Annotated in this window: 17 protein-coding genes; 10 read left to right on the forward strand and 7 right to left on the reverse strand. The window is 44.3% G+C overall.

The window, feature by feature from the left end; translation table 11 throughout:
* Window positions 1–94: 94 nt before the first annotated feature.
* Complete coding sequence (locus R7F67_RS02555; RefSeq protein ID WP_005374493.1) at window positions 95–292, reverse strand: PA3496 family putative envelope integrity protein; 198 nt, start codon at window positions 290–292, stop codon at window positions 95–97.
* 361 nt (window positions 293–653) lie between these two features.
* Here R7F67_RS02555 and R7F67_RS02560 point away from each other — a divergent pair, with 361 nt between their 5' ends.
* Genes R7F67_RS02560 through R7F67_RS02570 form a run of 3 tightly spaced genes read left to right on the forward strand, consistent with a single transcriptional unit; the run spans window position 654 to window position 2,904 of the window.
* A complete protein-coding gene (locus R7F67_RS02560) occupies window positions 654–1,502 on the forward strand; it encodes an ABC transporter ATP-binding protein (protein ID WP_065275569.1) in 849 nt (282 codons plus the stop codon).
* Between the two features lie 2 nt (window positions 1,503–1,504).
* Window positions 1,505–2,437: an ATP-binding cassette domain-containing protein gene (locus tag R7F67_RS02565; RefSeq protein ID WP_065275568.1), complete on the forward strand. Its 933-nt coding sequence runs from the start codon at window positions 1,505–1,507 to the stop codon at window positions 2,435–2,437.
* Window positions 2,437–2,904, forward strand: coding sequence for a hypothetical protein (locus R7F67_RS02570; RefSeq protein WP_005374501.1), 468 nt, complete (start codon window positions 2,437–2,439; stop codon window positions 2,902–2,904). Before R7F67_RS02565 ends, R7F67_RS02570 begins: the two co-directional genes overlap by 1 nt.
* Window positions 2,905–3,193: 289 nt before the next feature.
* On the opposite strand, the gene R7F67_RS02575 is transcribed toward R7F67_RS02570, so the two are convergent.
* Window positions 3,194–5,164, reverse strand: coding sequence for a replication initiator protein RctB domain-containing protein (locus R7F67_RS02575; protein WP_318056871.1), 1,971 nt, complete (start codon window positions 5,162–5,164; stop codon window positions 3,194–3,196).
* A 1,238-nt stretch (window positions 5,165–6,402) separates the two neighbouring features.
* On the opposite strand from R7F67_RS02575, the gene R7F67_RS02580 reads away from it, so the two are divergent.
* The 4 genes from R7F67_RS02580 (at window position 6,403) to R7F67_RS02595 (ending at window position 12,667) form a co-directional block, all read left to right on the forward strand.
* Window positions 6,403–7,620 carry an AAA family ATPase gene (locus tag R7F67_RS02580; RefSeq protein WP_005374503.1) on the forward strand — a complete coding sequence of 406 codons (1,218 nt, stop codon included), beginning with the start codon at window positions 6,403–6,405 and terminating at the stop codon, window positions 7,618–7,620.
* 7 nt (window positions 7,621–7,627) lie between these two features.
* On the forward strand, window positions 7,628–8,602 hold the full coding sequence (locus tag R7F67_RS02585; protein ID WP_005374504.1) for a ParB/RepB/Spo0J family partition protein: 975 nt from the start codon (window positions 7,628–7,630) through the stop codon (window positions 8,600–8,602).
* 105 nt (window positions 8,603–8,707) lie between these two features.
* On the forward strand, window positions 8,708–10,735 hold the full coding sequence (locus tag R7F67_RS02590; protein ID WP_318056872.1) for a tRNA(Met) cytidine acetyltransferase TmcA: 2,028 nt from the start codon (window positions 8,708–8,710) through the stop codon (window positions 10,733–10,735).
* A 252-nt stretch (window positions 10,736–10,987) separates the two neighbouring features.
* Complete coding sequence (locus tag R7F67_RS02595) at window positions 10,988–12,667, forward strand: DUF342 domain-containing protein (RefSeq protein ID WP_054576522.1); 1,680 nt, start codon at window positions 10,988–10,990, stop codon at window positions 12,665–12,667.
* Window positions 12,668–12,722: 55 nt separating this feature from the next.
* Here R7F67_RS02595 and catC read toward each other — a convergent pair whose 3' ends face one another.
* On the reverse strand, window positions 12,723–13,382 hold the full coding sequence (catC, locus tag R7F67_RS02600) for a type C chloramphenicol O-acetyltransferase (RefSeq protein WP_021821184.1): 660 nt from the start codon (window positions 13,380–13,382) through the stop codon (window positions 12,723–12,725).
* Between the two features lie 88 nt (window positions 13,383–13,470).
* On the opposite strand from catC, the gene R7F67_RS02605 reads away from it, so the two are divergent.
* Both R7F67_RS02605 and R7F67_RS02610 read left to right on the forward strand, forming a co-directional pair.
* Window positions 13,471–14,382 (forward strand): LysR family transcriptional regulator, encoded by a 912-nt coding sequence (locus R7F67_RS02605; RefSeq protein ID WP_054576523.1) that lies wholly within the window; start codon window positions 13,471–13,473, stop codon window positions 14,380–14,382.
* A gap of 37 nt (window positions 14,383–14,419) precedes the next feature.
* Complete coding sequence (locus R7F67_RS02610; protein WP_318056873.1) at window positions 14,420–15,085, forward strand: peptidase E; 666 nt, start codon at window positions 14,420–14,422, stop codon at window positions 15,083–15,085.
* Between the two features lie 89 nt (window positions 15,086–15,174).
* Here R7F67_RS02610 and R7F67_RS02615 read toward each other — a convergent pair whose 3' ends face one another.
* The 3 genes from R7F67_RS02615 to murQ form a co-directional block, all read right to left on the reverse strand.
* A complete protein-coding gene (locus tag R7F67_RS02615) occupies window positions 15,175–16,230 on the reverse strand; it encodes a porin (RefSeq protein WP_213907524.1) in 1,056 nt (351 codons plus the stop codon).
* A gap of 148 nt (window positions 16,231–16,378) precedes the next feature.
* Complete coding sequence (gene murP / locus R7F67_RS02620) at window positions 16,379–17,833, reverse strand: PTS N-acetylmuramic acid transporter subunit IIBC (RefSeq protein WP_062730872.1); 1,455 nt, start codon at window positions 17,831–17,833, stop codon at window positions 16,379–16,381.
* Between the two features lie 28 nt (window positions 17,834–17,861).
* Window positions 17,862–18,764 carry an N-acetylmuramic acid 6-phosphate etherase gene (gene murQ / locus R7F67_RS02625; protein WP_053303963.1) on the reverse strand — a complete coding sequence of 301 codons (903 nt, stop codon included), beginning with the start codon at window positions 18,762–18,764 and terminating at the stop codon, window positions 17,862–17,864.
* A gap of 242 nt (window positions 18,765–19,006) precedes the next feature.
* Between murQ and R7F67_RS02630 the strand changes: the two genes are divergently transcribed.
* On the forward strand, window positions 19,007–19,858 hold the full coding sequence (locus tag R7F67_RS02630) for an SIS domain-containing protein (RefSeq protein ID WP_005383578.1): 852 nt from the start codon (window positions 19,007–19,009) through the stop codon (window positions 19,856–19,858).
* 19 nt (window positions 19,859–19,877) lie between these two features.
* Here the strand turns inward: R7F67_RS02630 and mpaA are convergent, their stop codons facing one another.
* Window positions 19,878–20,588: a murein tripeptide amidase MpaA gene (mpaA, locus tag R7F67_RS02635; protein WP_033907251.1), complete on the reverse strand. Its 711-nt coding sequence runs from the start codon at window positions 20,586–20,588 to the stop codon at window positions 19,878–19,880.
* Between the last annotated feature and the right edge of the window lie 56 nt (window positions 20,589–20,644).

Consider the following 20,644-nt stretch of genomic DNA (forward strand, 5'->3'; position numbering starts at 1 on the left):
AAATGGAGGTTTTGAATAAGAGAGTAATAGAGTGAAAAAATAAAAAGGGCAGTCCGTCGACTACCCTATGGGTTGCTAAACCAACCTGAGGCGATCAGTGTATCAAGCCAAGCTCCCTTGCTTCTTCAATGGTCAACCCACTTTCACGGATCTCACGTAACGCTTCAATGCGTCTTCTGGCTTCTGCTGATTTCACTGTTTTCTCTGGCTTCACAACGGTTTCCTCATCAGGTAATTCCCATTTGTGAGCGATGTTGGTCATCTCGTCATGGTCGATAGAATTAATGGACATATTTCCTCCGAACACACCATGTTTTCGATGCGTAATCTATAGCAAAACCGGAACAAGGTGGTAAGAAAAACTGTAGGGAAATGTGACCCCTCCCGCCCTTTCGTTAACTCCTTAATAGATTCATCATTTAAGTTTTGCCAAGGGACAAATTTACGATTAAATTTGAGTAATTCCCCCTACGAAAAGTGTGCTGATCTAGCTCTCAATTCTGCTCTTCTTTAGTTTTATCAACGACGCATTACACCACTTCCTGTTTAACCTAACTTTCGAGTCACTTCACTGATTCATAGCTTGATACTTTCTAAAAACCGCCACACCTGATAATGATAATAATTATCTTTTAGATTGATAAGGTGTTTATATGGATGGTATTAACTTAAGTCATGCATACCACAATGACCCGGTCATCCAGATCCGAGATTTGTGCGTCGATTACATCACTGATAATGGTGATTTTAATGCGGTAAAGTCCGTCAGCTTTGATATCGGCAAAGGCGAAGTATTTGGTCTTGCCGGTGAATCTGGATGTGGTAAAAGCACAATCGCATTCTCAATAAATCGTCTTCATAAGCCGCCAGCGTTCATTTCTGGCGGTAAAATATGGTTTGATGGCAAAGATATCCTTAGTATCTCAGACTCTGAACTGACCGCTCTAAGGTGGAGTGAAATCGCCATGGTGTTCCAGAGCGCGATGAACTCACTCAACCCTGTCTTAACGATACAAGAGCAATTTGCAGATGTGTTACGACACCATCAAGGCCTCACTAACGCTCAAGCAAAAGATAGAGCAGAAAAGTTGTTGGACTTGGTCAATATTCCTCGAGAACGCTTAGCAGAATATCCTCATCAATTTTCAGGAGGAATGCGTCAGCGGTTGGTGATAGCCATTGCTTTGTCTCTAAATCCAAAACTGATCATTATGGATGAACCCACAACAGCATTAGATGTAGTGGTACAGAGAGAAATTTTACAGCAAATTTATCAGCTTAGAGATGAGTTCGGTTTTTCAGTCCTCTTTATCACTCATGACCTGGCACTCATGAGCCAACTATGTGATCGAATTGCAATCATGCGTCACGGAGAAATCGTCGAAGTCAATCGAGCATACTATATACGCAATCATCCTCAACACCCCTACACGCAAAAGCTTTGGGCTTCTTTCCCAAACATCCATGACGTCCACAAACAACCAGAGTTACAAGGAGCGTAACCATGAGCCAGCCTATCATCCAAATGAAAAATGTGATTAAAGAATTCAAAGTAGGCGGTGGTTTAGCGAAAGAGGAAACCTTTCGTGCGCTTAAAGGAGTGACTTTTGATCTGTACGCAGGAAAAACCTTGGCTTTGGTTGGAGAGTCAGGCTGCGGTAAGAGTACTTGCGCTCGTTTAATAACCAAAGTCTATCCTGCAACGGAAGGCGAGATCCTTTTCAATGGCACTGACATAAATGAGATCACGTCACGATCGGCTCTACAAGAATATCGCAGTAAAGTACAAATGGTGTTTCAAGATCCGTTTGGCTCTCTCAATCCAACTCATACCATTCGCCATCACCTAACACGTCCTTTAAAAATTCATAAACAAGTCAAAAACGAGCGCGACATCCCAGCCCGCTTGGAAGAGCTTCTAAAGCTGGTGGAACTACCTGAAGAGACATTGAATAAGTTCCCTCACGAACTCAGTGGTGGGCAACGTCAGCGAGTAAACTTAGCAAGGGCTTTAGCGGTAGGTTCGCAAATCATTCTTGCGGATGAGCCTACGTCTATGCTGGATGTTTCTATTCGCTTGGGAGTGTTGAATTTAATGCAACGAATGAAGCAAGAACTGGGAATTGGTTTTTTATACATCACACATGATCTGGCGACTGCGCACTACATCGCGGAAGAAACCGCAGTAATGTACAAAGGGCAAATCGTTGAATGGGGCGACACTCATTCAATACTTAAGAATCCGCAGCATCCTTATACTAAGCTGTTGATTTCTGCCGTTCCTGATCCTGACTTACCTTTTGGTAACTTAGTGAAAAATGAACCAAACTATTCGATAGATGCCGATGAAATTCGTCAACGTAGCAGCATAATTGTCGACGAATTTGATCAAATAGGACCAAATCACTATGTAAAACAATGGACTGAGGCAGCGTAATGGATTTGAGTACTTGGCAAGATCAAATCGCCATGTGGTACGAACAGCGGAAACATGATCAAGTAGAAAAATTGGAAACGATCTTATATCAGGTGCCTGATGACGTGTTTGGACCCGAATTGAGTGATCTTCAAAGTAAAGCGATTGCTTGCTGGTTGGATGGATGTTTACGCGTGTTTCAACATGCAAGGTACCAAGACCCTCAGAAAGCATATCAAACTTTGCTTTATACGAGTGCAAAGCTTGAACAAGCAGCATGCCAAGTCTCGACTGATATTCTGATCAAAGATTGGTGTTTGAGACGACTTCAGCATCTCACCGTTGTGGCGTTAGAGTTTTGTAATCAGCAGTGTGATCAAAACAAGTGGCAGGAACAAGCCCATAGCTTAATCGAATCACATGTTGCGTTGATGCGTTCATTACATTGGAATGAACCCAAGAAGCATGATCAAGGTTTACCTCATTAGTCCGGAAAAATGATCAAGGCTTAATTAGCGGAATTTTAGGCAAAAAAAAGCGAGTTTCCTGAGGAGAAACTCGCGAAGTCTATTCAGAATGAATGTAACAATATGAGCCAATCTATTAATCATCAGAAAGGACAAAAGGTTGTCTATTCGGGATAAATAGTAGTATTAGGCTTAGCTTCTAATGTCAGTGGTTTGTAAGAGTTAAGTCTGTTTTTTATCATCGAAAGACATTGTTACATTTCAAACCGATACATCACACCTATAGCTTGATACACATCAAGCGACACTTTTAAATCGCCATTTCATCCAAGGCACGAAATACCATTTCATCCATGTGACCATCGAAGATTTGACGACAAACTTTCCGACGCACCGCTAACCCCGCAATCAAGCGCTCGATGGTAAGATGCTTAACATCGTTCTGGGTGTTAAACAGCTCGACGGTTTTACTTAATGTCTCATAAGGAATCGGCTCATCCCCTACCCTTAGCCAGTCGAGCTTCTCTATGTAATCTGAGCACTCTTCTTTGATTGAGGCATACGAGTGCCCTGTCATCGCAGACAAAGCCGTTATACTGCGTTCTAGAGCCTCTGGTGAGGTGTATTTAGATAGAGTAATGGTGATCTCATCAGCATTGATCTCTACCAAATGCTTTCTTTGCTTCACGCGTCGCCCTAAATTTCCTCTTGGAGACGGTGCTTTGCGTTGAATAGGCTCAAATTCGCCGTCTATGATGCCTGAGAGCTCCTCAAGCTGTTGTCGGGTTACCATCTCATTACGAAGTGGATTTGGCAGCGTAGGCGCCATGTTACGCTTTCCTGCGTTGGTCGTTCGCGCTCGCGAGTAACGTAAGACCTCTTCGACATCACATTTGATGTCGATCTGGTAGTCCATCACTTTGTCATTTTCGATCATGGTTTCGATCGTCAGGTGATAACCCCACAAATTAACGACGAATAGATCATCATTCCCTTTTCCATCAGACAAACGCTTTAGTTCTCGGATCAGATCCATGGAGAAACGTCGCCATTCAATGTTACGTGCAAGCTTCTGATTTAACTCACTCAGTAGCATGCAATCCGTGTGACGACGAACCATGCGACTACGGAAGAAAGAGTACAGTTGAAACACCAACGTATGTTGTTTCAAGATCTCTGGCGGAAACAAGAAGAAATAATCGCGTGTTAACAGCTCTTCATAAAACGAAGGTTCCCAAACTAAAATATATAAGTTTGGCTTGATACGAATTTCACCATCGCTTCCCTCCACAGGTGCCTCTTCAGAGGCTGTGATGGTTCGTGCAAGAAAACGAAAACGATCACTTTTGAAGCCCTCTGGCATGTTTTCACTTAGCCAACGTCCAGTAAGTTCATGGAGCTGAAAATCAGTGAATTCAATGCGATCAATGCTATCGCGAATGGAATCACGAGCTGGGCCACTGTCTTTTTTGCCTCTGAGCGACAAAATATCAGTGATGTATAGCGGCGTTTTGTTTGGTACGTGAGCAGCATCAAGCTGATACTGATCTTTGTGATGATCATGATACTGAACCGTTAACGTGAAGAGAGCGAACAGGGTCATGAGATCATCCACAGTCATGATATTTTTGGATGATCGCGTCTCAATAACGGCTTTTGTGCCAGAGATCGACACCATGGATTTCTGATAACTTTTTCGAGTTCTTGGTGGCGCAAGTGCTTGGTCAATTATCCCAGCCCAATTTGTTGGAGATACAACAAATTGATCGGCTTCATCTTTCATCGTGGGAGGTGTGTTTAACCCGTGCTCATTCAACAAACGTTTGTTTACTTGAGTCTGAGCCAATGCTTTCGAACGTTTTTGTTTCTCGTTCTGGCGAACTTTGTCGGTAACAAGACTTGTTGTTCCCAACACAGATATAAGCTGATTGGGATTCACAAATTTATGTAGCATCGTTTTACCAGCAAGTCCCTCTTCAAAACGCACTGGAGTTTGAGTAAATAAACCAATATTTACTGCCGCGCGCAAACGTTGTTGCAGAGCTGCACGTGTGAGTTGCCCATCTGTTGCTTCCACAATCTCTGTGGTTGAAACCAAACCATCCTTGCTGCTGAAGCCTCGTAATGAGATCAGATTAAGCAACTCTAAGATGCTTTTGGTCACCCCTTTGAAATGTTGGTACTGCTCTACCCAATCCGCAGAGGATTCATGTACCTCAAAAAGATGGCCATCTTTGTGGCTTCTCGGTGCTTTAATCAGAATTTTTTCATCAGCCGTCATTTTAGATCCAGATCACACTAGCCGTAGTTGTGCTATGGTTCCGAAGAATAAAGAAAAACAGATCATAAATAAAGAAAAAAGATTGTTTTTTAAATAACTGATCTTTTTGATTAATCTGATCTTAATTGATTATATGATCTAATGATCTGACTTGAAATTTCTCGCTAAGCTTTTGTTCTATAAGACTATTATTTCCATGTGTTTCGGAACTATGATCATAAGAAGTCTGAAAGTATGATCAACAATAACCTGAAAGCATGATCATATTTATTCGTAAGCATGATCATTAAGGTTATGAAAAGATGATCAAAAGAGTCTTGAAACGATGATCATGATGTTTTTACAGGTTATCCACAGATGCAGTATTTAATAATGATCTTCACGATGATTATATTGTGCATTGGTGATGTTATTTATACTCGGATCGATGATCAAGAGCCAATATATCTATCGTTCTGGCGCCCATATTGATGAGATATCACTCATCTGATTAAAATACATTCAAGTCGCTCATATTTAGAAGTAAATCCTAGTCTCTGCTTATTTACAGGAAGCATGATCATGAGAGCGTGATTTATCATAGCAACTTGAGCAATTTCATTGTTCCGGCTTCTATAACGTCAATTTCTGCTCAATCCCCCATTCTGTCTGCACTCAACCGTAAATCAGAGAAGAAAACTCATGCTTCCGAGAGATTCTACGGCTTGATCATATTTCCGATTAATGGATCTTATTTTATTTGCGTGTTTACACCGTACTCTGCTCTATTTTTCCATGATCATGCTTTCGGATTTGCTTATTAACACGGAAGCATGATCATAAGCATACCTTGATCATACTTCCATAGATGTTTCGCTGGAACTGCCCTATTTTGCTCGGAGACATGATCAAGGTGTTCAGGTCTTTATTGTTCCGATATTACTTACTATTTATCGTTTAAATTAGGTTGGTCTAACATAACCCGTAATTTAGCTTAAGATTATAATCGTTCCGGTAGAAAATTGATTTACATTGTAAATGAGTGACGCTGTAACACTTTTTATTTTTAAGTTTAGGTGTCCACTTATGAGAAGATTATTTGATTAAAAATAGTTATCTTTTTGACCATAAATCATAAAAGCGTCGATTTGGGTGTTTTTTTATGTGATGGTAATTCAAAATGTTTGTGCACCTTTTTGTTGTTTTTGGTCTTTACTGCTGTACAATTGCAATTATAAATCCTTCCAACGGAATTTGGCATGAAAAGAGAAAAAACGATTGAAAACCTTCTTGAGTTAGCGGAGCTGACTCAGCAGGTTCAAGCTGACCGTATTGAAATTGTTTTAGAAGAGCGAAGCGATAACTACTTCCCACCAATGTCGAAAGCGATGATGGAAACCCGTTCTGGTCTAACTCGCCGTAAGCTCGACGACGCGATTGGTAAAATGGAAGCCGCTGGGCATCAATTTACTAAAAACAACGCGAATCATTATTCAATTACGTTAGAAGAAGCACACATGCTCATGGATGCGGCTGAAGTGCCTAAATTTCATGAGCGTAAAAAGAATTCAGGTAACAAACCTTGGATTATTAATGTGCAGAACCAAAAGGGCGGTACAGGTAAATCAATGACCGCGGTTCATTTAGCGGCATGTTTAGCGCTAAATTTGGATAAACGATACCGTATTTGTTTAATCGACTTAGACCCACAAGGCTCGCTACGTTTATTCCTCAACCCGCAAATCAGCATGGCAGAGCATGATAATATCTATTCTGCGGTAGACATTATGTTGGGTAACGTGCCTGATGGTGTGGAAATTGACAGTGAATTTTTACGTAAAAACGTATTGCTGCCAACGCAATATCCGAACTTAAAGTCGATTTCAGCGTTTCCAGAAGACGCGATGTTTAATGCGGAAGCATGGCAAACGCTATCTGAAGACCCATCACTCGATATCGTCCGTCTGCTGAAAGAGCAACTGATTGATAAAATTGCTGATGACTTCGATATCATTATGATTGATACCGGTCCACACGTTGACCCATTAGTATGGAATGCAATGTATGCATCAAATGCCTTGCTAATTCCTTGTGCGGCTAAGCGTCTGGACTGGGCTTCAACAGTAAACTTCTTCCAGCATTTGCCTACGGTATATGAAATGTTCCCGGAGGACTGGAATGGTCTTGAGTTTGTTCGCTTGATGCCAACCATGTTTGAGGACGACAATAAGAAGCAAGTTTCTGTTTTAACTGAAATGAACTATCTTCTAGGTGACCAAGTTATGATGGCTACTATTCCTCGTAGCCGTGCGTTTGAAACCTGTGCCGATACCTACAGCACAGTATTTGATCTGACAGTAAGCGATTTTGAAGGCGGTAAGAAGACACTAGCTACCGCGCAAGACGCTGTTCATAAAAGCGCACTGGAATTAGAGCGTGTGCTGCACTCTAATTGGCCGTCATTGAATCAGGGGTAATAAGTAAATGGCTTTGAAAACGTCTGAATTAAACGCGAAATTATTTGGCAAAACGAATAAGCGTCGTGTTGTGACTCCGCAAGAGGCGCAAACTGCGGCAAAAGAGAAAGCTCAAACGATTGAACTAGCAGTTGCAGGTGAAAATATTGTTCAGTTTGAACTTGTGCGTATTCCTGCAAATAAAGTTGCGACAGAAACAACAGTATTTGTTGATAACGCTCGTGAGCAATCGTTCTTAAACGAACATGCTTTATCCGATGTTTTAGTCACGCTCAAAGAGCGTGGCCAACAATATCCAGCTGTGGGTCGTAGAACTGAAGATGGCAAGATCGAAGTTTTAGATGGTAGCCGTCGTCGCATGTCTTGTATCCTCGCTGAACAAGATTTTTTGGTTTATGTTGCTGACAACATCAATACTGACCATGCTAAGTTTTTGTCTGATGTGGCAAATGCTCACAAACCGCTCTCTTTATACGAAAAAGGTAAAGAGATGCAGGCTAAGCTTGATAGTGGTGAAGCTGAGGATCAGAAAGCATTGGCAAAAATGTTCCAGTGCAGTGAAGCGTTGGTAAGTGGCGCTTTAAAAGCCGCAGCATTACCGTTAGAACTGCTTCAAGCGTATCCGAATGTTGGCGATCTCGGTCGCCCAACAATCGTGAAACTGCACAAACAGTTTTCAACGCTAACGCCAGAGCAGCAGCAAGAGCTGTTAGATAAATGTCGCTCTAGCGAAGGATTTTTATGGCAGCGAAGCACAGCTCAAGGCGTTGCTCGTCTGACAAAAGAAGTCACGGAAAGCATCGAAAATTGGATTACTGAACTTGCACCAGCAAAACCTGGTAAGAAGACGGAAAAAGTCGACTTAGTTAAAGGTCGAGCAAGCTATAGCCGAAAAGGTAGCAGCCTGGCGTTGAACTTGAAGAAAGTTGACGACAGCTTAATGGAAGAGATTCTTGCGTTTGTACAAACCAAACTGCAATAACAAATGATGATTGAATCAACCGCCTCAGGGCGGTTTTTTTATATCTGAGAAGCGTCAAATTAAAGATGTGATACCATTGCGTCAGTTCAACGTTGGATAGACAAAATGCAGACACAATCTGATTTCCTTTCATCACTTCAACATCAAGCTCACCAATCTTTCCAAAGGATTGGTGTTGTCATTCAAGGCGAGGCTTCTTGGCAAAATGCGTTGATGTCAGAGTTCCATAAAACGCAGCGCCATCAACGTTGGTTTTCTGTTGGTGATTTTGGTTTGAAAAACGTATCCAGTGTTTCGTCTAAACAAGGGCACATGTTGCTAGGCAGAGAGTGTGACGTTCTATTGTTTGATGCTCGAAATGGCTTTGACGCAAATAGTTTTACCGCCGCGCTTGGCTCATTGGTTGGCGGCGGTTTTCTTATTGTCATTACTAAGCCGCGACAAAATGCGAATTTTGCTCAGCAATGGATGCGCAAACAATGGGAGAAGCTCGTTGTTATTGAGCAAAACAAACCATTGCCAACGGCTCCAGACATCAAGCAAGCAGAAAAAGAAAGCCACTACACGGAACAAGAACATGCCATTTCTCTAATTGAAAAGGTGGTAACTGGACATCGAAAGCGACCGTTAGTTTTGACCGCTGATCGTGGACGTGGAAAAACAAGTGCCCTCGGCATTGCGTGTGCTAGCTTATTACAGCAGAAGCCACTTAGAATCTTAATTACGGCACCATCTATAAAAGCCGTTGAGCCTGTTTACCAACATGCTTTGCGGCTACTTCCTAATGCGCAGCGTATTAGGAAGGACAGATTAGAATCAGGGCAGGGAGCCATTCAATTCATTGCTCCTGACGAACTTCTATCGAGCAGACCTGAATGTGATTTGTTACTTGTCGATGAAGCGGCTGCAATTCCAGTTCCTATGCTCAAAAGCATTACCGAACATTATCATCGACTCGTTTTTTCTACGACTGTTCATGGTTATGAAGGTTGTGGCCGGGGCTTTACGATTAAATTTGTTGATTGGCTTCAGAAACAGCGTTCGGGAATGAAAACATGGCACATGACACAGCCCATCCGCTGGAGCATGAATGATGCGCTCGAATCATGGCTCTATGACGCGTTTTTGTTGGATGCGGAGTTAACGCACCATCAACTTAACCAGGTCGACTCAATTTCCCTTTCTAAAGCCGATAAGAACAATTTGATATCGCAACCTAGTTTGCTGCGTGAGTGCTTCGCTCTTTTGGTGAATGCTCATTATCAGACCTCTCCGAATGATTTGATTCACCTTTTGCAAGACGACAACAGTCAGCTCTATTTTGCTAAGCAAGATAATGCGGTTGTGGGGGTGATATTAGCGGTCGAAGAGGGGGGCCTTGACGATGAGTTGGTTGAAGAAATCCAGCTTGGTAAGCGTCGTCCTAAAGGACACTTAGCCCCAATTACGATTGCAAACCACCTAGGATTCCCGAATGTCGCGAATCTATCGACGCTGCGAGTCATGAGAATTGCGGTTCATCCAGCATTGCAAGGAAAAGGCATTGGTCAAAAAATTCTGCAGCAACTTGAGCAAATGGCTGCTAAACACATTGCCTACTTATCCACGAGTTTTGGTGCGACGGAAGAGTTGCTCTATTTCTGGCGACAATCGAACTTCCGTACAATTCGCTTAGGGTCAATGCGCGATGCTGCTAGCGGTTGTTATTCAGTCTTGATGGTCAAACCTTGTGATTCCCAACAGACGGTTTGGGTCGACCAATCTCAGGCGCTATTTGAAGAAATGTTGTCTAACAATGTGGCTGACGTCTATCCAAAATTAGAAGCCCCTATTTTTCGAGCTCTATTGCCGCAACCTTTGGGAATGAGTCCACTTCATCCCGCTAAATTATTACTAATTGAATGTTATGCTGATGGTGGTAACAGTTATGAGTCTGTGTCTGTGTGGCTTCAGCAGTGGTTACTTAACTTAGGTTTGAACTCCGCTTCCGACTTGATGATCAGTAAGCTTTTTCTTAACCGTAGTTGGACTGAATGTGCTCAGCAATTTGGTTTACCTGGAAGAAGGCAAGTTGAGCAGCAGTTAAGGGACGAAGTAAAGCACATTTGGAGCGATTTACACTGTAAACAATAAAGAGGAATTTACACTGTAAATGAAATTATTGGGAGCTGATTTTACACTGTAAATCCAGCTCCTTTTTTGTTTCAGCGTGTATTTTGATTGAGCTTTAGGCTAAATCGAGTTTTCTCTTAATATCCTGTTTAACCGTTATTGATGGATTACTTTCTTTAGTGACGTGAGCCCTATAATAAGAAATGCGAGGTTTGTTCAGAAAACGGATTTGGTTAGACTGAGAGTGTTGATGGGAAGCAAAGTGGTAAGGGTATGTGGAAGCTGTGTCTTGAGTTATCTGAAGATAAGACCAAGGTGATAGCCCGTCTTCCGGGTGAAGTGGATCTCGGTGGTGAGCTAAATCAAAATGAATTAAACGAGCAGCTCGTCGTAATGAACGCCGAAAAGATGTTTGTTGTAGAGGGGGAAGTCGTTAGGTTCATTAACTGCGCCAAAGAACGTAAAGCTGAAGCTTACGAAGGCATCGTCATTGCAGAAAAACGCAACGCACAAGTTGAGGTCGAATTGTCGAATAATGACATGCTCGCCAGCATGAACGTTGTCGGCGCGTACGGAGGCCGAGGTTTACGTGGCCCCGAGATTGTTCAAGCCCTTGCTCAAGCGCGAGTTTCGAAAGGCATCAACAAACTGGCTTTGAAGAAAGTGTTGGTTGTCAGCACTCAGCTCAAACCCGGCGAAACTTTTTCTCAACCTGTAGCGGTTGGTAAGCAACCTATCAAAGGCAAAGACGCTCTTTTTACTCCTCTTGTCAAAGACATCACCAAACGCATCCTCAAACCCAAAGACGGCCAATCTGCTAGCGACAAAATTGATTTACGTAACCTCGGTGAAACTATCGCGGTTGACGTAGGCGATGAGGTGATGCGCCGCACGCCTGCGACCAAAGGCACGCCTGGCTTTACTGTTCAAGGGCGAGTGATTCCTCCGCAAGCCGGAAAAGACAGCCCAATGAAGCCGGGCAAAGGCACTGAGATAAGCAAGCACGACCCAAACCTATTGATTGCATCGGTATCCGGTACGCCTCTAATTAAAGACAAAACCATTGAAGTTGATAACGCACTCTGTCTCAATAGCGTTGGCGTGAATACAGGTCACGTGAAATTCAAAGGGAATGTGATTATCGGTGGCAACATTGAATCCGGCATGATTGTTAAAGCGACGGGTTCTATTACTGTAGGCGGCTTCATTGAATCGGCTGACGTACAAGCGCAAGACGACATTCAAGTTGGTAAAGGGATCATTGGCCACACCGTGAGTGATGGCCAGCCAAAGAGTTGTCACGTCAAAGCCAAAGGTTCGATTCGTGCCAGCTACGCCCAATATTGTGATTTGCAAGCCGGCGAAGATATTGAGTTGGCGGTGCACAGCATGAATAACGATATTGTTTGTGGGCGCAATCTGACGGTGCTAGATGCGAACGGTAGGAACGGCACGCTTAGCGGCGGAGATGTAAAAGTCGGTGGCAAAGTGGTGTGCTTACAATTGGGCGTAGAAGGCGACACCGCCACTAAGGTAGAAGCGTTCGCACGCTATTCTGCATTTAAGGAGCGATTAGCAGAGCTCAAAGATCAATACAAATACGCTCAAGAAGGAACGATGGATGTGATTCGTAAAGAGCTCGAATTTAAGAAACGTCCTAAAGCCGAACGTACCGACGAAGAACAAGCTCAGATTGACGTGATGAAAACACAAAACAACGAGCAGCTTGAAGCGATAAAGCAAAAGCTAGAACAAACGGAACACGACTTTGAAGTCGCGTTAGAAGAAAATATTGTCGAAGCCAAAGAGCGTGTCTTCACTCGCGTGACGGTGCAGTTTGGCGACGAGCAAGTAACGACAAAGCGCACTCATGGCGGTTGTTCGTTCCGTTTCAATCAATACGAAATTAAAGTCTCGGCGAACTTGGAAGAAGAGGATGTCGCTGCGGTTTAAGCTTTCTTACTCACTGAGCCCACACGTCGCAACAAGATGTGTGGGCTTTTTTTATCTACAAATCGACAATGTGCTCTTGATAGTAGTCCGCAAGCGCACCGACTTGGCTGCTACACATTACTTTCATTGCTTGTTTAATGTGTTCTATTGGCCAGTTCCACCATTGGATATTGAGTAGAGTTTCAATCTCTTTATCGCTAAATCGTTGACGTACGACTTGGTTGTTTCCAACCACCACAGAATAAGGTTGCACGTCTTTCGTCACTACGGCGCGTGCTCCGATGACGGCTCCATCGCCGATGTTTACTCCGGGCATGATCATCGCCTCACTGCCAATCCAAACATCATTCCCCACCACTGTATCTCCGGCACGCTCGAAACCGTCTTGTACGCCTTCTCCAAATTCTTCAGGAGAGAAGGGGAAGGTCGAAATCCAGTCAATGCGATGACCTTGGTTTCCTGCCATCATGAAGGTGGCTCCAGAAGCGATGGAACAAAACTTGCCAATGATTAATTTGTCGATGCTATCGGGTTCTCTACTTTGCCATTCTTGAAGTGTGACGGGGTCACCCAACAAGTAGCGTACCGCTTGCTCTTCGAAGCTTTTTTGATGATAGAAGCCCGAGTAATAGCTGTAATCGCCAACGATGATATTGGGATTAGTGATGTGATCTTTAATGACTTGACCTTTTAACCACGTGTCGAAAACACTCATAACTCATCCTTTCAAATTTAGGTTGTACAGAGTTTAGAGGCTTTCTATTATTTCCAGTAGTTTGATTTTAGAGATTCAGAATTACTGTATGGAAATAAAATGGCTCAGCTACGTACCACTTTACCTCGCTTTGTGTGAGGAACGAAGTATTGCTGGTGCAGCAAAGCGACTGAATTGTTCGAATGCGCATGTAAGTCGGCAACTTAAACAGCTTGAAGACATATTGTCGGTGCAGCTTATTCAGCGAACTACGCGCCAGTTTAATTTGACCTACGATGGTTTGCGGTTTTATCAGCAGGTAAAGCAACTGCTCGAAGGCGCTGAGCAGATCAATGAGCAAGTGATGGCAAACGAGATCGTATCGGGAAAATTGAGAATAGCGGCGTCCGCTTCTTTTGGAGCCGCGTTACTCAGCCAAACATTGATCGATTTTCGATTGCAACATCCACAAGTGAGCGTCGAAGTGATATTCACAGAGACACCTCTCGACTTGATTGAAGCTGGGTTTGATATCGCATTCTACTTTACCGATACTCCTCCTGAGGGTTACGTCGGCCATCAGTTACGCGCTTTACACTGTAAACCGATCGCTCATCGCTCGTATTTAGCTGATAAACCAAATGTAAGTACGCCAGAGGAGCTTGGTGACTTAGAGCACATCCTTTATAAAAGTCGCGACTTGGTGTTAGACAAGTGGACGTTTACGCATAAGCAAACTCAACAGCAGTGCAGCATTGAGTTAGAAAGTACGCTGAGTTTTAATCTTGTCCAGTCCATGTTGGATGCTACTTTGGCTGGCTGTGGTGTAGCCATGTTAGATGAATTTGCACTGGCTAAACTCGACCCTGCACAAAAAGAACAACTCGTGAGTTTGCTGCCAGAATGGCAAACGGATGCGATTTTGCCGCTTTATCTGCTTTACCCAAAACGTGAGCACTTACCAAGAAGAACGCGAGCGTTCATTGATCACTTTAGGAACATATATTCTGTCGGCGAATAGCGACAACAAACTTAGCAACAATTGAGGAAGCAAAGGAATGCGAAAACACTGTATTGCGATTGGCGGTGGGGGCTGGATGATGGGAGAGAATCCGAGCCCGCTCGATCAATACATTTTGTCTTTGTCTGGTAAGGAGAATCCAAACATTTGTTTTCTACCGACAGCCACGGGAGATGCCGATGAAGTGATTGAACGTTTTTACGATGCGAAGCTTAGTGAAAACGTGACCCATTTTCCGCTGTTTAAGTTTGAAGCTGGTTGGAAAGAAACGCTATTTGAACAAGACATCATTTACGTAGGTAGCGGTAATACGCGTTCGATGTTGGCCATTTGGCGCGAATGGGGAATCGATAGAATACTCAAGCAGTGTTATGAACAAGGCATCATCATTTGTGGCATGAGCGCAGGTGCAATTTGTTGGTTTGAGTTTGCGGTGACAGACAGTGATCCCGAAGCATACCAAGTTATGCGTTGTCTTGGATTTATTGACGGTTTGGCTGCGGCGCATTTTTCTCATGTAGGTGAGAAGTTCGAGGTTTTCCAAGCCTTTGCTTGTTCTCAACCTAGCATCACTTGTTATGGCATTCACGATTATGCGGCATTGCACTTTGTTGATGGAAAATTGTTAGCTACTGTCACCAGCTTCCCTGATGCAGGCGTGTTGGTCAAAACAGGTAACGAAGAAAACATATTACGAGGGTGAGCTTCTTCAAATCAGCATTAAAGGCAATAACTACTGACCGGACACAGAAGAAGCTCATGGATTCAGCTAACTTACATTAAGTATCGTGCTTACAGCTCGTAACGCAGACCTAAGTGGTAGTAGCTTTCGTCTGCGTGCGCACCGCCAAACGAGACTTCTTGTCCATTGCTGTAGCCACGCGAGCCGTTACGATCAACGTAGTTTGTGTAGATAGAAGAACGAGGCGTCAGTTTGTATTGCACTTCTAGCGTTGTATCTTTCAGCTCTAGCTCGTCACCATCACTGTTTTCTAAAGAACGATAACCAGCACGCAGTGCCCATTTGTCATTTACACTGTAAACCGCCGTCAATTCCATCACTTTGTCGGTGCTGGTTTGTGAGTAATAGCCCTCTAGTTCATCTTCCGAGTACAACGCACCCAACATCAAATCACCTAGGTAGTAACGCGTACCTGCGCCCCAGAATGTGTAATCGGTGTCGTTGCTTTCACGTGCATCACCTTTATTTTTCTGCATCGCCACCACTGGCGCCAAGGTACCCAAATTCCCCATGTCTAGCGTATAACGCAGTGCAGCGTTGTAACCGTAGTCGAGCTCAGAAGTGTTGTTTCCTAAAATGTACGCGACAGAAAAGTCGAAATTACCTAGGCTGTTTTGATATTGCAGCGTGCCATCTTGACGGAAAACTTGCGTCGCGGTTTTGTCGACTTTATTCGCTTGGCGCGCCATAGAAACATCGGAAGAGGCGAACACATCACCAATGTCGGTAAACATAATCAATCCAGATGCCACGCGACCACCAGTAATACGACCATAATCTTTCGCATCAATACCCGCCCATACATAACGTGCAGTCAGAGATGGTTTGTCGTTTACTTGGTTTGCGTATTCAGCTGCACCCACTTGGTATTGCGCTTGGCCGATGATCGACGCGTACTCGTTGATGGTTTGTGAACCGTTTAAACCAATACGGCCATCAAACTCGCCATTTGCATCGCCGTGCTCGTCATTTTTACTGGTGACATTGAAACCAAGACGAGAGTAAATATTTAAAACTGACCCATCTTCCGCTTGATACAGCTGCGCTGCCATTGCGTTTGATGCCATCAATGTAGGGAGAAGTAGAGCCAAAATGTGCTTTTTCATGATTAACGACCTTTCATTTCTATTGTTTTAGGTACGACAAAGCCTCTTCCGAGTAACGGAATAAGAAAAATTGTCGTGAAGTAGAGAGAGGGTGCGCCCTTGTTTGCCAAGGGCGCGAGCTAGTCCATTCCTATAGGGGAAGAATGATTTAGCTTAAATCGACGTCTTTGCAGCCAAAGAAGTAAGTCGCGAGGAAGCCGACGATGTAAGAGATAAGCAGTCCGGCAACAAACACCATCATGCCCGGGAAGATGCCATTTTCAGATGTCATGAGAGGAATCGCCACGATACCGGACGGGCCAAACACCGTATTAAGACCAACTGGTAAGCCAAGGTAAGAAACTAAACCGATAAAGAAGCCGCCCGCAGCACCACCAATACAAGCGGTAACGAATGGTTTTACGCGTGGTAATGTCACGCCGTAAATCAATGGTTCGCCAATGCCTAGAAGACCCGGAATAATAGCGCCTTTAACTTGGGTGCGCAGTAGAGCGTCTTTTTTGGCTTTGAAATACAGCGCCATTGACGCGCCAACCTGACCGCCACCTGCCATCGCCAGGATAGGGAATAGCGAGTTAAAGCCCTGTGCTTCCATCAATGCGAAGTACACTGGAACAAAACCCTGGTGGATGCCAAATACCACAGAAATTAAGAACAAACCTGCCAAGATTGCAGCGCCTAATGGGTTATCGTTCAAGTTGAGGAACAACCAAGACATCCCTTTAAACAGCTCGCCGCCGATCGGCATGATGATCAAGAAGGTTACCGCACCCATGATCAACAGAGTGATAACGGACGTTAAGATCATGTCCAGATCATCTGGCATGTATTGACGAACCTTACGCTCGACTTGTGCACCGATGATCGCTGCTAAAAGTACGCCGATAATGTTGCCGCGCGGATCAATCGCAAAGCCGAAAAACTCGTTCATGCCAGAGTAAATGCCGGATGTAGCCTCTGGGTTGTAACCCAGCACAAACAAAGAGGCGAGAATGGCACCATTAACACCAGAGCCGCCAAACGCTTGCTGCGCGTTGTAACCAATCAGAATACTTAAGAAAGCAAACAGACCCTTACCAAAGACTTTCATGTAGGCGATCAAATCCAACATAAACTGGCTTGGTGTCTGGTCAAGAACAAACATCTGCTCCAATAACGTCGCAAAACCTAGCAACAAACCAGCGGCAATAAAGCCTGGGATCAACGGCGTAAAGATGGTGGCAAACTTGCTTAAAAAACGCTGAACCGCACTGGTTTGCTTACTCTTCATCTGTTTTTTCTGCTCGGCTGCGACGGCAGAAAGATCTTGTTGCGGCATATCTGCTTCTTCACTGTCACCAGAGGTTAAGCTGTCGATCAATTGATTCATCATCTCAGCCGCTTGTTGAGCTTTTCCGGGACCGAGAATGATCTGAAACTGCTCATCGCTTTCCACCACACCCATTACGCCGGGAATTTGCTTGATAACTGATTGATCAGCCAAGCCATTGTTGGCGAGCGATAAACGCAAACGCGTCATACAGTTACCACATTTGCTTACGTTGTTACTGCCACCCACTGCGGACAGCAACTGCGATACTGTGTTTGAAGTTATTTTTGCCATAGGGTCTATCCTTCAGAACTCGGATTATTTAGTTATTATTTAGTGCTGCGCGAATAAAGCCGTTGTGCGCGGCGAGGCGTGATTTGGCTTGTTCGGCATCCAAATCGGCCAAAATCATTAAGATGGCGGTTTTGCAGTGGCGACCGCAGGCCTTTAATGCTCGCTCTGCTTCTTCTTTTGATGCGCCGGTTGCTTCCACAACAATGTTGGTTTGGCGTTGGATGAGCTTGGCGTTAGTGGCTTCTACATCCACCATTAAGTTGCCAAATACCTTACCGCTACGAATCATTGCGCCTGTCGTGAGCATGTTTAGCACCAGTTTTTGTGCGGTGCCGGCTTTCATGCGAGAAGATCCAGTGACAACCTCTGCGCCAACTATCGGCAGAATCGCGATGTCGGCCGCTTCTGCCATGGCACATTCTGGATTACAGGCGATAGATGCGGTCGTGGCTCCGATGGATTTAGCGTAGTCCAAACCACCTAGTACATAAGGTGTACGGCCACTCGCTGCAATGCCTACAACCACGTCATGCTTGGTGAGGTGAAGTGCTTTTAAGTCGTCTTGACCCATTTTCGCGTTGTCTTCTGCGTTTTCTACCGCTTTTAAAATCGCTTGATGTCCACCAGCAATTAAGCCAATCACCATATCTGGATGCGTGCCGTAGGTAGGAGGACACTCGCTTGCATCAAGAATGCCTAAGCGACCTGACGTACCAGCTCCCATGTAAATTAAACGGCCACCATTTGCAAAAGCTTGAGTAATTGCGTCAACTGTCTCTGCAATTTGTGGTAGCACCGCTTTTACCGCGAGCGGGACTTTTTGATCCTCTTCATTAATGACTTGCAGCATCTCGATTGTCGAAAGCGTATCGATCTCGGCACTGGCTGGGTTACGGCTTTCTGTCACCAATCTGCTTAAATCAATTTTCATGTTTTGCACTCTTTGTAATGTTCAATCTGAGGGCGATTTTATGGAATAAAATATTCAGGTTTGGTGATAAAAATCACACTTGAGGTTATTCTTTATGCAGGAGAAATTTGGAATAATGAGAGAAAATATACGTCTATTACATCCGGGATTAACTGTCTTGGTTAGAATAATCAGGGGGTTAAATCAAACGCCTATTATTTCTGTTTTGGAATAATTTATTTAAAATTTTTGAGGTTTTTGTTGTGTCAGTTATCAATAGGATAGTAGCGAGGCGTACTCAGCTTTCGCAAAGCGGTCGTTTGGTTGGCGATTGGATTGTTGAAAACGCAGAAAAGGCGGCGCTGCTCACCAGCCAAGAACTTGCGGCGCAAGTAAAAGTGAGTCAATCGAGCATTGTGAAATTTACTCAGCGTATCGGCTTTAAAGGTTACAGCGAGTTTAAGTTAGCTCTGAATGAAGAGATTGGCCGTAAGCATGCGATGCAGTCGACACCGCTGCACAGTGATATTTTGGCTGACGACCCCATTGCGGTAATTTCACAGAAACTGGTGAAAGCGAAAACCGACGCTATGTTTCAAACTACCAATACGCTGTCTTACGAAGCGTGTCACCAAGCGGTGAAATGGTTGAGTGAAGCGCGTCGAGTGCAAGTGGTCGGGATTGGGGGCTCTGCACTGACCGCGAAGGATTTAAGCTTTAAACTGCTTAAACTTGGTATTACGGCGCTTTCTGAACAAGACAGCCACGTGCAGATTGCTGTTGCCCGCACGCTCTCTCCAGAAGATGTTCAGATCGCAATCTCGTTTTCGGGTGAGCGCAAAGAAATTCTCGTCGCGGCAGAAGCGGCAAAAGAGCAGGGCGCGAAGGTGATTGCGTTATCTGCGCCTGGAAGAAGTCGCTTGCGCGGTATTGCCGATATTACGTTTGATACGATTGCCAATGAAACGGAACATCGCAGCTCATCCATTGCTTCGCGTACCGCGCAAAACGTGATCACCGATTTGCTGTTTATCATCTTGGTTCAGCAAAGAGACGACAGTGCCCGTCAGTTGATCAGCGATATCAGTACCGACATCAAACAGATCCTCACATGATCGCTTGTTTAACAGCGGACTAGAGATCCGGATCGTGCCTCAGCAAAGCAATAAAAGCAGAGAGATGTTTTTCAATGGTGAGATCGGCAGAAATCGCTGGTAACTCCAACGTGATGCAAGGTAAATCACGTTCACTACACCAAGTGCCGAATGAGCCGGGTGTTTCGTAGTCGATATCGTCAACGATTGGCAGTTGGAACTGCTCGCCGAGCCATTTGGCAAGGTCGGAATGTTTGGGATCATCCACAAAAGCAAGCGGTTCATGAAACGACACCACAAACTTTGGCTTGCGCAGTTCAATCAAGTTAATTAATGCGCTAACTTCAGGCTCTAGTTGGTTTTTAGTGCCAGTTTTCACCTGTACGTCTCGAACGGGTGTGTGAGAGCTCCATCGATACACTGTGCCATGCTCAGTCCAATTTTGGGTTGGAAACGCGCGATTGAGATCCACTTGGTTTGCATTTGCGCGTGTGCCTAGTTGGTTGCCGTCAGGATTCATTGACAGAATCACATCATGTCGTAAGTTTTCAGCAGGCAAGCTTCTTAGCGCGCAGGACAAACCTGCAATCGAGGCCGTCTCGTCCCCGTGAGTGCCTGCCAAAATCAAACCTCGCGAAGCACTTTCGACTTGAGCCGGAAAATACAGTAATGGCGCACCAAGCACGGATTGACCGTATGATGTTGGCCGAATTAAAAATGCCGCTCTTTCCGTTCTTGGAATTAGACTCACCGTAATCTCCTGATTGATGAAGTAGTATCAATATCTAAGCTAATTACACCTAGCTA

The organism is Vibrio sp. YT-17 (assembly GCF_033337375.1).
GTDB lineage: Bacteria > Pseudomonadota > Gammaproteobacteria > Enterobacterales > Vibrionaceae > Vibrio > Vibrio alginolyticus.